The organism is Ruegeria sp. SAZD011 (genome assembly GCF_059612545.1).
Window position 1 is genome coordinate 40,365 of the sequence record NZ_JBXWQU010000024.1, and the last position, 14,631, is coordinate 54,995.

Annotated in this window: 13 protein-coding genes; 10 read left to right on the plus strand and 3 right to left on the minus strand. The window is 63.9% G+C overall.

Annotated elements, in window-relative coordinates:
• Nucleotides 1-11: 11 nt before the first annotated feature.
• Both AC2FLM_RS12865 and AC2FLM_RS12870 read right to left on the minus strand, forming a co-directional pair.
• Entirely contained in the window at nt 12-683 is a 672-nt protein-coding gene (locus tag AC2FLM_RS12865) for a hypothetical protein (RefSeq protein ID WP_496858398.1), read from the minus strand.
• 151 nt (nt 684-834) lie between these two features.
• Entirely contained in the window at nt 835-1,803 is a 969-nt protein-coding gene (locus AC2FLM_RS12870) for a LysR family transcriptional regulator (RefSeq protein ID WP_496858400.1), read from the minus strand.
• A gap of 93 nt (nt 1,804-1,896) precedes the next feature.
• Here AC2FLM_RS12870 and AC2FLM_RS12875 point away from each other — a divergent pair, with 93 nt between their 5' ends.
• The 10 genes from AC2FLM_RS12875 to AC2FLM_RS12920 all read left to right on the plus strand — a co-directional run bounded on the left by AC2FLM_RS12875 (nt 1,897) and on the right by AC2FLM_RS12920 (nt 11,112).
• Nucleotides 1,897-2,763: an ABC transporter permease gene (locus AC2FLM_RS12875; RefSeq protein ID WP_234218093.1), complete on the plus strand. Its 867-nt coding sequence runs from the start codon at nt 1,897-1,899 to the stop codon at nt 2,761-2,763.
• Nucleotides 2,763-3,548, plus strand: a complete 786-nt coding sequence (locus tag AC2FLM_RS12880) for an ABC transporter permease (RefSeq protein ID WP_496858403.1) — start codon at nt 2,763-2,765, stop codon at nt 3,546-3,548. The genes AC2FLM_RS12875 and AC2FLM_RS12880 overlap by 1 nt, the downstream gene beginning before the upstream one ends.
• 53 nt (nt 3,549-3,601) lie before the next feature.
• The gene (locus tag AC2FLM_RS12885) at nt 3,602-4,741 is read left to right on the plus strand and encodes an ABC transporter substrate-binding protein (protein ID WP_345790333.1); all 1,140 of its coding nucleotides are present in this window, start codon (nt 3,602-3,604) and stop codon (nt 4,739-4,741) included.
• Between the two features lie 64 nt (nt 4,742-4,805).
• The gene (locus AC2FLM_RS12890) at nt 4,806-5,882 is read left to right on the plus strand and encodes an ABC transporter ATP-binding protein (RefSeq protein WP_496858405.1); all 1,077 of its coding nucleotides are present in this window, start codon (nt 4,806-4,808) and stop codon (nt 5,880-5,882) included.
• A gap of 1 nt (nt 5,883) precedes the next feature.
• Nucleotides 5,884-7,215: an aminotransferase family protein gene (locus tag AC2FLM_RS12895; RefSeq protein ID WP_496858407.1), complete on the plus strand. Its 1,332-nt coding sequence runs from the start codon at nt 5,884-5,886 to the stop codon at nt 7,213-7,215.
• 1 nt (nt 7,216) lies between these two features.
• The gene (gene kce, locus AC2FLM_RS12900; protein ID WP_496858409.1) at nt 7,217-8,143 is read left to right on the plus strand and encodes a 3,5-dioxohexanoate:acetyl-CoA acetone transferase; all 927 of its coding nucleotides are present in this window, start codon (nt 7,217-7,219) and stop codon (nt 8,141-8,143) included.
• Nucleotides 8,143-8,622, plus strand: coding sequence for a GNAT family N-acetyltransferase (locus AC2FLM_RS12905; protein WP_234183443.1), 480 nt, complete (start codon nt 8,143-8,145; stop codon nt 8,620-8,622). Before kce ends, AC2FLM_RS12905 begins: the two co-directional genes overlap by 1 nt.
• Nucleotides 8,619-9,644 carry a histone deacetylase family protein gene (locus tag AC2FLM_RS12910; protein ID WP_496858411.1) on the plus strand — a complete coding sequence of 342 codons (1,026 nt, stop codon included), beginning with the start codon at nt 8,619-8,621 and terminating at the stop codon, nt 9,642-9,644. The genes AC2FLM_RS12905 and AC2FLM_RS12910 overlap by 4 nt, the downstream gene beginning before the upstream one ends.
• Complete coding sequence (locus AC2FLM_RS12915; protein ID WP_496858413.1) at nt 9,641-10,741, plus strand: NAD(P)/FAD-dependent oxidoreductase; 1,101 nt, start codon at nt 9,641-9,643, stop codon at nt 10,739-10,741. The genes AC2FLM_RS12910 and AC2FLM_RS12915 overlap by 4 nt, the downstream gene beginning before the upstream one ends.
• Nucleotides 10,742-10,758: 17 nt before the next feature.
• A complete protein-coding gene (locus tag AC2FLM_RS12920; protein WP_496858415.1) occupies nt 10,759-11,112 on the plus strand; it encodes a RidA family protein in 354 nt (117 codons plus the stop codon).
• Nucleotides 11,113-11,517: 405 nt separating this feature from the next.
• On the opposite strand, the gene AC2FLM_RS12925 is transcribed toward AC2FLM_RS12920, so the two are convergent.
• The gene (locus tag AC2FLM_RS12925; protein ID WP_496858417.1) at nt 11,518-14,481 is read right to left on the minus strand and encodes a hypothetical protein; all 2,964 of its coding nucleotides are present in this window, start codon (nt 14,479-14,481) and stop codon (nt 11,518-11,520) included.
• Between the last annotated feature and the right edge of the window lie 150 nt (nt 14,482-14,631).

The following is a 14,631-nucleotide window of genomic DNA, read 5'->3' on the forward strand; positions in this document are numbered from 1 at the left end:
TGTCTTGGGGCTCAGTTGGCCATCAGGGCGCGCAGGGCCTGCACCTGTACCGAGATGGTTTCGGGTGCGGCCTTGATGCCGGACAGGGTCTTGAGAACGCCGGTCTTGACCGTCGGGTTCAGTTCGCTGGCCTCGACCGCTGCGACCATGCTGTCATAATCAAAGCCCGATTGGGTCAACAGGCCGTTGTCCTGCCAGCTTTTGAACAGTTCGGCGGCACCGGTCTGGGCGGCGGCAACCTGTTCGCCAACTGCGGTGGCGGCGCCGGTCGCGGCCTCGGTAGCGGTATCGACGGCATTGCCCGCGGTCTCGGCTGCTTGCGACGCGGCCTCGGAGGCGGCTTCGGTCGCCTGATCCACCACTTGTGCGGCGGTGTCGGTTGCGTCCTCAGTGGCCTGGCTGGCGGCCTCACCCACCTGGTCGAGCGTTTCGGTCACGGCAGTGGCTGCCTGATCCACCGCCTGAGCGGCGGCCTCGGCGGCGGTCCGGGCCTGTTCCGCCGCGGTTTCGGCCGCGGTCTGGGCCTGTTCGGCGGCCGGTTGCTCGACCGTTTCGGCGACCGGCTCGGCCGGGGTCACTGCGGTGCTTTGCGGCGCTTCGGCCTGCTGTTCCCCTTGTGTGAAAAAGACATAGGCCCCGGCGCCGATGGCGCCGAGAGCGACGAGGATGAGAATGCGATTCATTGCGGTCTCCCGTGACTTGGATGGGCCCTAGATGGGGTGGCGCGAGAGGCGGCACTAGGGGGAAATTTCCGTTTGTACGGGCAGTTTTGCCAACGGGCGTCTTTTCGCGGATGGCGGTGACGGCAATAGGCAACAAGCCGCCGTTCCGGGCCTAGCGATAGGTGCGCTGATCCATCGGCGTGGTCTCGATGGCGGTCAGGATCCGCTGCAACAAAAGCTCCTCGGCCCGATTCTTGACGGTGGCCGGATTCCAGACCACGTGCACGTCGATCGCAGGCAGGCCGTCATAGGGTGGCACCTGCCACAACTGCCCGTCGCGCACGTCGCGCGCGGCCACATGCAGGGGCAGGGGGCCGATGCCCAGCCCGGCGACGATCATCCGGCGCACCTCTTCCAGATGGCTCGACACGCCGGTGATCTTCTGGCCCAGTTCGGCCTGGGCCCGCATCACGGTCACTGGTTTCAGAACGTCCTGAAGGCGGTCGGTCTCGAAACTGACAGAGCTGTGCCCGGCCAGATCGGCAAGGCTCAGGTCGCGCTTGCCGAACAGCGGGTGCGGCGGGCCGCAGAACAAGCCAAAGAACTCGCGAAACAGCCTCTGGTATTCCAGCTTGGGGTTGTGCTCCTTGACCAGGCAGATGGCGAACGAGGCGCGTTTGGCGGCGACCTCGGCGATGGCATCGGCGCTGGAATAGACCTCGATCGACAAGGTGGCGCTGGGGTGATCCGCGTGAAACCGGGACAGCGCCGTGTCGAGCAGCGGGCAGACCACGTGGCTGGCCACGGTGATCCGCACATTGCCCTGCACCTCGTCGGTCAACTCGCGCATCAGGGTGGACAGGCGCAGCACCGATCCGTTGATTTCAACCGCCTCGCGATAGAGCAGTCGCCCCGCATCGGTCAGCGCGAAATGTCCGGGAGACCGGTCCAGCAGCTTGCGGCCGATCCGGTCCTCGAGCTTTTTCAGCGCCGCCGAGACCGAGGGTTGCCGCAGGCCCAGCCGGTTGGCGGCATCGGTGACCGAATGGCTCTCGGCCAGCACAACGAAGGTACGCAGCAGGTTCCAGTCAAGCTCGCGCGCGATGCGTTCGGGGTCGAGCCTGTTCGACTTTCGAGTCATAGAAGTCATCTATAGTCAGAATACCAATTATCTATTTGATCTATAGTTGCCGGGTTTGCACAGTGCTTGCAAGTGTTCATCCGAGGCAAGCCCATGTCCATCGAAACCCGCGCGGCCAGACAGCCCTGGATCCTGCTTTCACCCGCGCTGGTGGCGGTGACCCTGCTGCTGCTGGTGCCGCTGATGTTCATCGTGGTCTACAGCTTCTGGCTGCGCACCGCGACCGGCGCGGATCAGGTCGGGTTCTATCTCGACAACTGGCAAGAGGCGCTGACCGACCGGTTTTACCGGGATATCCTGATCAGTACCCTGCGCATTGCGGCGATCACCACGTTCTGCTGTGCGTTGATGGGGTACCCGGCGGCCTATTTCATCGCCAGATCGCGCGGGAACAAGGCGATTTTGCTGTTGTTGCTGATGCTGCCCTTCTGGATCAGCTACATCATCCGCACGATGAGCTGGATCAATATCCTGGGGGTATCGGGTGCGCTCAACTCGGCGCTGCTGTCGCTGGGGGTGATCGGGGAACCGATCCAGATGCTGTATAACGAGACCACCGTGATCCTGGGGCTCGTGCATTTCCTGCTGCCCTTCATGGTGCTCAACATCTATGTCAGCCTCGAGGGGATCGACACCAATCTCGAGGATGCGGCCAACTCGCTGGGCGCCACGAAATGGCAGTCCTTTGTTCAGGTGACATTGCCGCTGTCGCTGCCCGGCCTCGCGGCGGGCGGGCTGCTGTGTTTTGTGCTGGGGGCGGGCACCTATATCACGCCACTGGTGCTGGGCGGACCGCGCGACGCGATGTTCGCCAACCTCGTGTTCGAGGCCATCATCACGCAATTGAACTGGCCGCTCGGCTCGGCGCTCAGCCTGATGCTGCTGGCGGTGCTGGGGGCGCTGGTGATGATCTACAACCGCTACCTGGGCATGGCCCAGCTGATGAAGGGGCTGGGGTGATGGGCTGGCAGCTTATCCGCGCGTGGTCGATCGGCGTCTATATCTTCATGTTCCTGCCGGTGGCGGTGGTCGTACTGCTCAGCTTCAACGCCTCGCAATTCGGCAGTTTTCCGATGACGGGCGTGTCGGTGCGCTGGTTCGTCGAATTGTGGAACAACGATGCCATCCTGCGCGCCTTTCGCACCTCGGTGGTGCTGGGGCTGCTGACGGCGCTGATCTCGACCACGCTGGGCGTTCTGGCAAGCCTGGCGCTGGTGCGCTACAAGGTGCCCGGCGCCAATGCGATCTCGACCCTGCTGATCGCGCCGATCCTGGTGCCCGAGGTGGTGCTGGCGGTGGCGCTGCTGCTGTTCCTCAACTTTCTGGGCATCAACAAGAGCTTTGGCCTGCTGCTGTTCGGTCACGTCATCTTTACGCTGCCCTTCGTGATCCTGGTGGTGCAGGCGCGGCTGATGGCGATCAAGCGCGACGTAGAAGAGGCCGCGATGAGCCTGGGCGCGACCCCGGTCCAGACCTTCTTTCAGATCACCCTGCCGCTGATGATGCCGGCGGTGCTGGCCGGTGGTCTCTTTGCCTTTACCATCAGTTTCGACGACATCACCGGCACCCTGTTCTGGAAGCCCGGCGGGGTCGAGACCGTTCCCACCCAGATTTTCGCCATGCTGCGCAACTCGATCTCGCCCGAGATCAACGCGCTTGGCACCGTGATGATTGTCATGACTGTTGGTCTGCCCCTGCTGGGGGCGGCCATCGCGCGGCAATTGGCCAAGAAGAGCGGCACCTGAAAGCCGCTTCAGATCAACGACATACCGACAAGGAGTGAGACATGACCAGGAAAATGGACAATACCACCCGCTATGAGCGTCTGCGCGAGCGCTATATGAACGGCGATATCGACCGGCGCGGCTTTCTGGGGCTGATCGGCGCCGCCGGCCTGGCCTATGGCGTCCAGACGCCCTTTGCCCGCTATGCCCATGCCGCCACCGAGCAGGTGCGGTTCGATGGCTGGGGCGGCGTGGTGTCCGAGGCGTTCCGCAAACACGCCTTTGATCCCTATACCGCCAAGACCGGCATCAAGGTGGTCGATGGCACATTTGGCGGCGGTGACGAATATCTGAGCCGGGTCAAGGCCAGCCAGCCGGGCGAATACAACATCGCCCACCTGTCCGGCGTGTTCGATTACGCGCGCTATCACGGGCTGGGGCTTACCTCGGAGTTGAACGAGGCCAATATCCCCAACCTCGAATTCGTCATCCCCAAGCTGGTCGATGTGTTCCGCGGCGTGACCGGGGGCAAGCTGTCCTGTGTGCCTTATGACTATGGCACCACCGGCCTGGCCTATAACCGCAAACATATCAGCGACGACCGGATGCAGGAGATGGGTGCGAAAATCCTCATCGACGACAGCCTCAAGGGCAAGATCGGCGGCTGGAGCGACTGGCGCACCCGCATGTGGTACGCCGCGTTGCAGACCGGACAGGACCCGAACGGTGTCACCGACGAAGACGCCGCATGGGACGCGGTGCGCGCCCATCGCGACCTGGCGCTGAAATACTGGACCTCGGGGGCCGAGTTGATGAGCCTGCTCGCCGAGGAGGAGATCTATGTGACCGAAGGCTGGTCGGGCCGCATCTATGCGTTGCAGGAACAGGGCCATGACATCGGCTATATGGATCCGCCCAACGGGTTCGGCTGGCAGGAATGCCTGTTCGTGATCAAGGGTTCGCCGATGGAGGCCTGCGAGGAACTCCTGAACTTCATGCTGGCGCCCGAAACCTCGATCGCGGTGGCCGAGGGGCAGAACTATCCCACCGCGCTTGACCCGAACAAGGTCGATCTGGGCGACAAGATCCCGACGCTGCCGGCCTTTGACCCGACCGGCACGCTGGCGGGCCTGACCTTTGCCGATCCCGCCTATTGGAACGGGCACGAGGCGGAATGGTCCAAGACCTTCGGTCGCGTCCAGAAAGGCTATTGAGCCAATTCCGTTCCCCGGGGCAAACCATCCCGGGGAACACCCCCCTGATCCGGAGAATGGTCCCGTGAGTTCCGTCACCCTCAACAAGATCGTGAAGCGTTTCGGCGAATTCACGGCGGTGCATCCCACCGATCTGGACATACCCGAGGGCGCCTTTGTCACGCTGCTCGGTCCCTCCGGCTGTGGCAAGACAACCAATCTGCGCATGATCGCGGGGTTGCTGGACCCGACCGAGGGCGAGATCCTGATCGGCGGGCGGCGCATCAACGATGTGCCGATCCACAAGCGCAATCTGGGGATCGTGTTCCAGAACTATGCGCTGTTCCCACACAAGACCGTGGCCGACAACGTGGCGTTTGGCCTGAAATACCGCGATGTGCCCAAGGCGGACATCGCGGCCAAGGTTCAGGCCGCGCTTGATCTGGTGCAATTGCCCGATGTCGGCAACCGCTATCCCAAGGAGCTGTCTGGCGGCCAGCAGCAGCGTATCGCGCTGGCCCGTGCCATCGTGATCGAACCCGAGGTGCTGCTGCTTGACGAGCCGCTCTCGGCGCTCGATGCCAATCTGCGCGAGGATATGCGGGTCGAACTGAAACGTATCCAGCATCAGATCGGGGTTACCACGGTCTTCGTCACCCATGACCAGTCCGAGGCGCTGGCGATGTCGGACCGCATCGTCGTGATGAGCGCGGGGAGGGTCGAACAGGTTGGCACCCCGTCCGAGGTCTACAACACACCTGCAAGTGAATTTGTGGCGCGGTTTCTGGGGGCCTCCAACATCCTGCCCGGGCGCTGTCTGGGCGCCGACGGCTCGGGTGTCACGCTGGAGGTGCCGCTGTTCGGCAAAGTTCCGGTTCCAACGTCCCGTGCGGTTGGGGTCGAACCGGGCCCGGCCAAGCTGGTGCTCAGGGCCGAACGTCTGACGCTTTATGATGAAAGGGCGGATCTGTCGGGGCTGATCACGGCACCGGCCACGGTCGAGACGGTCGATTATCAGGGCCAGACCGTGCGGTATTTCGTGCGGCTGGGCGAGACGCAGTTACAGGCAATCAACATGATCGACGAGCGCCCCTTTGCCGAGGGCAGCACGGTGACCGTCGGTTTCCGCCCGCAGGATTGCGCGGCGCTGCGAGGGGCGTGAGATGTCGCATCTTTTCTATCAGGGGCGCGGCCGCAAGCCGGTGCTGGACCAGGCGCGCGGCGTCTATATGTGGGACCAGGACGGCAACCGCTATCTGGATGGCTCGTCGGGCGCGATGGTCTGCAATATCGGCCATTCCAATCCGAACGTGCTGGCCGCGATGCAGCGCCAGATGGAGAAATCCACCTTTGGCTACCGGCTGCATTTCGAGACCGAGGCCTCGGAGAAACTGGCCTCAAAACTGGCGGGGCTGGCGCCCGAGGGGCTTAACAAGGTGTTCTTTGTCTCGGGCGGGTCAGAGGCGGTGGAAAGCGCGCTGAAACTGGCCCGGCAATACATGAACGCGACCGGGCAGGGCAGCCGGTGGAAGGTGATCTCGCGCCGGCCCTCGTATCACGGCAGCACGCTTGGGGCGCTGGCGGTGACCGGATATACGCCGCTCAGCGCGCCGTTCGAGCCGATGCTGCGGCAGATGCCCAAGATCCCCGCGCCGCGCGCCTATCTGGATGGGCTCGACCCGGAGGTTGCCGAGACCGGCCATCACTATGCCGACATGCTGGCCGCAAAGATCGAGGCCGAAGGCCCCGAGACAGTGGCCGCCTTTATCGTCGAGCCGGTGGGCGGGGCCTCGACCGGGGCGCTGGTGCCGCCCGTTGGCTATATGGAGCGCATCCGCGAGATCTGTGATCGCTACGGTATCCTGATGATCGCCGACGAGGTGATGACCGGGGCCGGGCGGACGGGTCGGTTCCTGGGATCGGATCATTGGAATGCCCGTCCCGATATCATCGTGATGTCCAAGGGGCTTGGCGCGGGTTATGTGCCGCTGGGCGCGATGATCGTCGACGACCGGCTGGTCGAACCGGTGCTGGACGCGGGCGGGTTCGCGCATGGCTATACCTATGCCGGCAACCCGCTGGCCTGTGCCGCGGGCCTCGCCGTTGTCGAAGAGATCGAGGCCCAGGATCTTTGTGCCAACGCCGCCCGGATGGGCGCGCGGTTGCAGGCCCGGCTGCACGGGCTGATGCAGAAACACGCGATCATCGGTGACGTGCGCGGCAAGGGATTGCTGACCGCCTTTGAACTGATGGCCGACCGGGACCGCAAGACGCCGCTTCCCAAAGGCTTGAACGCCTATCAGCGGCTGGTCGATATCGCGTATGGCAAGGGGCTGATCGTCTATTCCCGCCGCACCCGCGACGGGGTCGAGGGCGATCACATCCTGGTTTGTCCGCCGCTGATCGTGACCGACGCGCATCTGGACGAGATCATCGAGGGGCTGGACGGATCGCTGTCGCAATTCGCCGACGAGATCGCCGGAAAGGTCGGCTGAGATGTCGCGGATCCTGATCACCTGCGCCATCACCGGCTCGATTCATACGCCGTCGATGTCGCCCTATCTGCCGGTCACCGCCGACGAGATCGCGGGTCAGGCCGTCGCGGCGGCAGAGGCGGGGGCGGCCATCCTGCATCTGCACGCGCGCGACCCCGAGACCGGGCAACCCTCGTCGCGGGCCGCGGATTTCATGGGCTTTCTGCCGCGTATCAAACAGGCCAGCGAGGCGGTGCTGAACCTGACGACCGGGGGCAGTGCGGTGATGACGCTGGACGACCGGCTGGCCGCGCCCAGACAGGCCGCGCCCGAAATGTGCAGCCTGAACATGGGCACGATGAATTTCGCCCTCTATCCGGCGGCGGACCGGATTCGCGACTGGAAACACGACTGGGAAGAGCCGTTCCTGCGCAATTCCGACGATCTGGTGTTCAAGAACACGCCGCGCGACATGGCGCGCATTCTGACCGAGATGGGCACTGACCGAGGCGCAAGGTTCGAGTTCGAATGTTACGACGTCGGGCATCTCTATATGCTGCGTCATTTCGTGGATCGCGGTCTGGTGCGGGGGCCGCTGTTCATCCAGTTCGTGTTCGGCGTGCTGGGCGGGATCGGTCCCGACCCCGAGAACCTCATGCACATGAAGACGATTGCGGACAAACTGTTCGGTCAGGACTATCTGTTTTCTGTCCTGGCCGCCGGGCGCCACCAGATTCCGCTGGTGACCATGGCGGCGGCGATGGGGGGGCATGTGCGCGTGGGGCTCGAGGACAGTCTGATGATCTCGCGCGGGGTGCTGGCCCGGTCCAATGCCGAGCAGGTGCACAAGATCCGCCGGATCGTCGAGGAGCTGGGCCGGGAGGTGGCAAGCCCCGCCGAGGCGCGCGCGATGCTGGGGCTGAAAGGCGCGGACAGGGTGGCGTTCTGATGGACCTGGTTTTTCGCATTGCGGAACAGGCGGATGCCGCTGCTCTGAACCGGGCGCTGCAACGCCTGTCGGACGATCTGGGCGACCGCCACCGGGCGCGGCCCGCCGATCTGGAACGCGCCGGCTGGGGCGCGGCGCCGGCCTTTCGGGCGGTTCTGGCCGAGCGGGCGGGCGAGATCGTGGGTGTTGCGCTCTATTCACCTCTCTTCTCGACGACGCGGGGTGGGGCCGGGCTTTATGTGTCGGATCTGTGGACTGCACCGCAGCTGCGCGGCCAGCGGATCGCCTCGCGCCTGCTGGGGGCGGCGCTGGCGGATGGCCGCCATCTCTGGGGGGCGGGTTTTGTCAAGCTCAGCGTTTATGACACCAGCACCCGGGCGCGGCGGTTCTATGATCATCTGGGATTCGTCTCGGCCGGGGGGCAGAGCGAGCTGATACTGGACGAGGCCGGTTGTGCGGCCCTGAAAGGAGAGGAATGAAAGCGGTATTCGACAGGCGGCAATGGCTGCACGATCCGAAACACTTCATGGCCAACGGCGCCATTCTGCCCAATCCCGAACAGCCCCGCCGCATCGAAGTGCTCAAGGCCGGGGCCGAGGCGGCAGGCTGCGTGTTCGCGGCGCCCGAGGATGCCGGGCTGGCGCCGATCGCGGCGCTGCATTCGGCCGAATATCTGACCTTTCTTCAGAACATCCATGCCCGCTGGCGCCGGATTCCCGGCGCCGGGGCCGAGGTGATCCCCAATATCCACCCGGCGGCGCGGACCGACGGTTATCCGAAATCCGCGGTCGGGCAGGCGGGGTATCATCAGGCCGATACCGCCTGTCCCATCGCCGAGGGCACCTGGGAGGCGGCCTATTGGTCGGCCCAGTCGGCCATTGCCGGGGCCGACCTGATCGGCGGCGGCGAACGGGGCGCCTATGTCCTGTCGCGCCCGCCGGGTCATCACGCCTTTGGCGATCTGGCGGGCGGGTTCTGTTTCCTGAACAATTCCGGCATCGCCGCGCAACGGTTGCTTGACGCCGGTCTGCGCCCGACGATCCTCGATATCGACGTGCATCACGGCAACGGGACCCAGGGCATCTTTTATGACCGTGACGACGTTCTGACCCTGTCGATCCATGCCGACCCGGCACGGTTCTATCCGTTCTTCTGGGGCCATGCGCAGGAACGCGGCGCCGGTCGGGGATTGGGGGCCAACCTGAACCTGCCGCTGGCGCGGGGGACAGGGGACGATGACTATCTGGACACGTTGGCGGTCGCGTTGCGGCAGGTGGCAAGCTTTGGGACCGAGGTGCTGGTGGTGGCGCTTGGCCTCGATGCCTCGATCGACGATCCGTTCCAGGGGTTGGCCATCACCGGCGACGGGTTTGCCCGGATCGGCGCGGCCCTGGCGCGAACCGGGCTGCCGGTGCTGTTCGTGCAGGAGGGCGGATATCTCTCCGACAGTCTGGGCGACAATCTGACCCGGGTTCTGACCGGGTTTCAGGAGGCGTTGTGAAGACGGCGGATCTCCTTGTGATCGGCGGCGGCATCGCCGGAATCAGCGCGGCGGCGGAACTGGCCGCGCATATGTCGGTGCTTGTGCTCGAGGCCGAGACCGCGCCGGGATACCATGCCACCGGTCGCTCTGCCGCGATCTTTATCCGCAATTACGGCAATGCCACCCTGCGCGCACTGAACGCGGCCTCGGCCCCGTTCCTGGTCGCGCCCGAGGGGGTCAGCGAGCACAGCCTGCTGTCGCCCAGGGGCGAGATGCTGGTGGCCACCGAAGAGGAGTTGCCAGCGCTTGACGAATATGCCAGCGGCGCCAGCGGGCTTGAGGCGCTGACACCCGCGCAGGCGGTGGAGCTGGTACCGATCCTGCGGCAGGACCGGATCGCCGGTGCCATCATAGAATGGGAGGCGCAGGACATCGACGTCGACCGCATGCTGGGCGGCTATGTGCGCCTGCTCAAGGCGCGCGGCGGGCAGGTTGTCACCGCCGCCCCGGTGACCGGCATCACCCGCGCGGCGGGCGTCTGGACCCTGACCACAAGGGATGGCAGCTATCAGGCACCGCTGCTGGTCAACGCCGCCGGGGCCTGGGCCGACGAGGTGGCCCGCATGGCCGGGGCGCACATGCTGGCGCTACAACCGATGCGCCGGAGCGCGGCGCTGCTGCCGCCCCCCGGCGGGTATGACATTCGCAACTGGCCGCTTTTCGCCAGCGCCGCGGAACACTGGTACGCCAAGCCCGAGGCGGGCCGGCTGATGGTCAGCCCCGCCGACGAGGACCCGGTGGCGCCGCATGATGCCTGGCCCGACGACATGGTTCTGGCCGAGGGGCTGCACCGCTATGAACAGGCGGTGTGCGAACCGGTGCGGCGGGTCGAGGCAAGCTGGGCCGGTCTGCGCACCTTTGCCCCCGACCGCAGTCCGGTCGTGGGTTTCGACCCGGAGGTCGAGGGGCTGTTCTGGCTGGCCGGGCAGGGGGGCTATGGCATCCAGACCGCGCCCGGCCTGTCCCGCCTGACCGCCGCCCTTTTCGCCGGGCATCCGCCCGAGCTGAGCCCGGAAACCGTCGCGGCACTTGACCCGGCACGCTTCATTTCCTGACAAACAAGGACCCTGTCATGACCGAGATCACCCGCCTTCATACCGGCACCCGCATGAGCCAGATCGTCCTGCATGGCGAGACCGTCTATCTGGCGGGGCAGGTCGGCACGCCGGGCGCCAGCGTCGCGCAACAGACGCGGGACTGTCTGGACCGGATCGACGCGCTTTTGCACGAGGCCGGCAGCGACCGGACCCGGCTTCTGCAAGTGACGATCTGGCTGGCGGATATGGCGGATTTCGACGAGATGAACGCGGTCTGGGATGCCTGGGTGCTCAAGGGCCATGCCCCGGCGCGCGCCTGCGGCGAGGCAAGGCTGGCGACGCCCGACTATCGGGTGGAGTTCATCGTCACCGCCGCAAAAGGTCTCTGACCAAGGCGCCCCACCGGGCGTAAACGCCGCGACCATCGGACACCAAGCCCCCGCAATTGCGCGCCTCAGGCGGGTCGGAGGTTTCGACACGCCAGAGGACCTGTGCCAATTGGCATTGGGTCAGAGCGTCTCCGGTCGGATCAGAAGCAGAGCGGGCTTCGAAGCCCTGGCGCCCTGACGCCCCGTCCCCCACAGCCAACACCCGCGGCAGGGCCCGGTGCGCGATGGCGTGATCACCCGGCAATCCGAGCGAACGGATCGAGTCGCTCGGCTATCGAGGGAGCCGTTCGCATGTTTTTTCTAGTGTCTTTCTCGAAAAAGGAACGGGCGATGCAACGCATCGCCCGGGAGTGAGGGTGATCCCGTCCGCAGGAGACCCCTGCGGACGGTTCGGCAATGGCCGGCTTAGATAGGCTCGTCGCCTTCGTCGCCTTCGTCGCCTTCGTCGTTTTCATTGCCTTCGTCGTCTTCGTCGCCTTCGTCACCTTCGTTGCCTTCGTCGTCTTCGTCTCCCTCATCTCCTTCGTTGGCATCGGCCTGGCTGTCGCCCTCGTTGCCTTCGTTGCCTTCGTCTCCTTCGTCGCCTTCGTTGCCTTCGTCACCCTCGTCGCCTTCATCGCCGTCGTTGGTGTTGAAGACCTCGTTCTCTTCGTCGCCTTCGTCGTCTTCGTCGCCTTCGTCGCCTTCGTCGTCTTCGTCGGCTTCGTCGCCTTCGTCATACTCGTCGGCTTCGTCGCCTTCGTCGTCTTCGTCGCCTTCGTCGTACTCGTCGTCCTCGTCGTTCTCGAAGCCTTCGTTCTCTTCGTCGCCTTCGTCGCCTTCGTCGTACTCGTCGTCCTCGTTGTTTTCGTCGCCTTCGTTGTTCTCGTCGTATTCGTCGTTTTCGTCGCCTTCGTCGGCTTCGTCACCTTCGTCGTATTCGTCGCCTTCGTCGTCTTCGTCGCCTTCGTCGTTCTCGTCGTTCTCGTCGTCTTCGTCGCCCTCGTTGTCTTCGTCGCCTTCGTCGCCTTCGTTGTTTATGCCGCCTTCATCTCCTTCGTCGCTTTCATCGTTTTCATCGCCTTCGTTGCCTTCGTCACCTTCGTCGAGCTCGTCGTTTTCGTCGCCTTCGTCACCCTCGTTAGATTCGTCGCCCTCGTTTTCCTCGTCAGCTTCGTCGCCTTCATCATATTCGTCGTGCTCGTCGTTTTCGTCGTCTTCGTCGGCTTCGTCACCTTCGTTGTCTTCGTCGCCTTCGTCATCTTCGTCGGCTTCGTCGTCTTCGTTGCCTTCGTCGGCTTCGTCACCTTCGTCGGCTTCGTCGCCTTCGTCGTGCTCGTCGGCTTCGTCGCCTTCGTCGGATTCGTCACCTTCGTCGTTTTCGTCGCCTTCGTCGCCACGATTGTCGATATTGGCTTCGTCACCTTCGTTGCCCTCGTCACCGTCATCGCCGGTGCCGGTTTCGGCCTCGTCGCCTTCGTCGCCTTCGTCGTATTCGTCGCCTTCGTCGCCTTCGTCGTTTTCGTCGTGCTCGTCGCTTTCGTCGCTTTCGTCGCCTTCGTCGTCCTCGTCGCCTTCGTCGAACTCGTCGTCCTCGTCCTCTTCGTCGCCTTCGTTACCCTCGTCGTATTCGTCGCCTTCGTCGTACTCGTCGTCCTCGTCGCCTTCGTTGCCTTCGTTACCCTCGTCGTTTTCGTCGTTCAGATTGGTTTCGTCGCCTTCGTTGCCTTCGTCACCTTCGTCGCTTTCGTCACCTTCGTCGCCTTCGTCGTCTTCGTCGCCTTCGTCGTCTTCGTCGCCGTCGGTCTGGCCCTCGTCGCCCTCGTTACCTTCGTCGCCTTCGTCGCCTTCGTCGCCTTCGTCGCCCTCGTCGAATTCGTCGTCTTCGTCGCTCTCGTTGCCCTCGTTGTTTTCGTCGCCTTCGTCGCCTTCGTCGAATTCGTTGTCTTCGTCGTTCTCGTCGGCTTCGTCGCCTTCGTTGTTCTCGTCGTCTTCGTTGTCTTCGTCGTCCTCGTCGCCTTCGTCGCCTTCGTTGCCTTCGTCGTCCTCGTCGTTTTCGTCGAACTCGTCGCCTTCGTCGTCCTCGTTATCCTCGTCCCACTCGTTATCCTCGTCGCCCTCGTCGCCTTCGTCGTCCTCGTCGTCTTCCTGGCCGGCTATTTCTTCGTTGCCTTCATCGCCTTCGTTGCCTTCGTCGTCCTCATCGTCGGTCTGGGGGCCTTCGTCGCCCTCATTGCTCTCGTCGTCCTCGTCGCCTTCGTCGTCCTCGTTGCCCTCGTCGCCCTCATTGTCATAGGGATCGCTGGCGTCGCCTTCGTCGCCTTCGTTGTCTTCGTTGCCTTCATCGCCTTCGTTGTCTTCGTCGCCTTCGTTGCCGGCTTCGTTGCCTTCGTCGCCTTCGTTGCCTTCGTCGTCTTCGTTGCCTTCGTTGTCTTCGTTGCCTTCGTCGCCTTCGTCGCCTTCGTTGTATTCGTCGCCTTCGTCGCCGGACTCGTCGCCCTCGTTGCCTTCGTTGTCCTCGTTGCCTTCGTCGTCTTCGTCGCCTTCGTTGCCCTCGTCGGCCTCGTCGCCTTCGTCGCCCTCGTCGTTTTCGTCTTGCTCGTCGTTTTCGTCGCCTTCGTCGCCGTCGACTTCGTTGCCTTCGTCGTCCTCGTTGCCTTCGTCGTCCTCGTTGCCTTCGTCGCCTTCGTTGCCTTCGTTGCCTTCGTCGCCCTCGTCACCTTCGTTGGCTTCGTCGCCTTCGTTGTTCTCGTCGTCCTCGTTGCCTTCGTTACCCTCGTTGCCCTCGTTTCCTTCGTTGCCCTCGTTGCCCTCGTTGCCTTCGTTGCCCTCGTCGCCGAGGTCTTCGTCGCCTTCGTTGCCTTCGTCGCCTTCGTTACCTTCGTCGCCTTCGTTGTCTTCGTTGTCCTCGTTGCCTTCGTCGCCTTCGTTGCCCTCGTCGCCTTCGTCGGCTTCGTCGCCTTCGTCGTTCTCGTTGCCTTCGTTGTCTTCGTCGCCCTCGTCGGCTTCGTTGTCCTCGTCGCCTTCGTCGTGCTCGTTGCCTTCGTCGTCCTCGTTGCCTTCGTTGCCCTCGTTGCCCTCGTTGCCTTCGTCGCCCTCGTCGCCGCCGTCGGCTTCGTTCTGTTCGTCGCCTTCGTTGCCCTCGTTGTCTTCGTTGCCTTCGTTGTGCTCGTTGCCTTCGTCGTGCTCGTTGCCTTCGTCGTCTTCGTCGCCTTCGTCGCCTTCGTTGGTTTCGTCGTCCTCGTTACCCTCGTCGCCGTCGTAGTAGTCGGGCGCGAAGCTGACAGGGGCCTCCAGGCCGGTCAGGGCCAGGGCCTCGTCGATCAGCTCAGCCAGGTCGATGGTCAGGTCTGCGGTGTTCAGCGAAACGGGTGCGATAATGGCGGTCATGACGGAGTCTCCGGTCAAAATGGGTCAAAGTTTGAGAGCACGGTCGCATGGCATGCGGCCGCAAAAACATGTGGTGTGAGAGACACGGGACAGGGGAAGCAGTTCGGAAACCAAACGCGATAAGCGCATTAAAAATATGGTAATCCGACC

What these genes read in the sequence shown, in the direction of transcription:
- AC2FLM_RS12865 (WP_496858398.1), bottom strand. Translation starts at nt 683, where the DNA reads ATGAATCGCATTCTCATCCTCGTCGCTCTCGGCGCCATCGGCGCCGGG.
- AC2FLM_RS12870 (WP_496858400.1), bottom strand. Translation starts at nt 1,803, where the DNA reads ATGACTCGAAAGTCGAACAGGCTCGACCCCGAACGCATCGCGCGCGAG.
- AC2FLM_RS12875 (WP_234218093.1), top strand. Translation starts at nt 1,897, where the DNA reads ATGTCCATCGAAACCCGCGCGGCCAGACAGCCCTGGATCCTGCTTTCA.
- AC2FLM_RS12880 (WP_496858403.1), top strand. Translation starts at nt 2,763, where the DNA reads ATGGGCTGGCAGCTTATCCGCGCGTGGTCGATCGGCGTCTATATCTTC.
- AC2FLM_RS12885 (WP_345790333.1), top strand. Translation starts at nt 3,602, where the DNA reads ATGGACAATACCACCCGCTATGAGCGTCTGCGCGAGCGCTATATGAAC.
- AC2FLM_RS12895 (WP_496858407.1), top strand. Translation starts at nt 5,884, where the DNA reads ATGTCGCATCTTTTCTATCAGGGGCGCGGCCGCAAGCCGGTGCTGGAC.
- kce (WP_496858409.1), top strand. Translation starts at nt 7,217, where the DNA reads ATGTCGCGGATCCTGATCACCTGCGCCATCACCGGCTCGATTCATACG.
- AC2FLM_RS12905 (WP_234183443.1), top strand. Translation starts at nt 8,143, where the DNA reads ATGGACCTGGTTTTTCGCATTGCGGAACAGGCGGATGCCGCTGCTCTG.
- AC2FLM_RS12910 (WP_496858411.1), top strand. Translation starts at nt 8,619, where the DNA reads ATGAAAGCGGTATTCGACAGGCGGCAATGGCTGCACGATCCGAAACAC.
- AC2FLM_RS12920 (WP_496858415.1), top strand. Translation starts at nt 10,759, where the DNA reads ATGACCGAGATCACCCGCCTTCATACCGGCACCCGCATGAGCCAGATC.
- AC2FLM_RS12925 (WP_496858417.1), bottom strand. Translation starts at nt 14,481, where the DNA reads ATGACCGCCATTATCGCACCCGTTTCGCTGAACACCGCAGACCTGACC.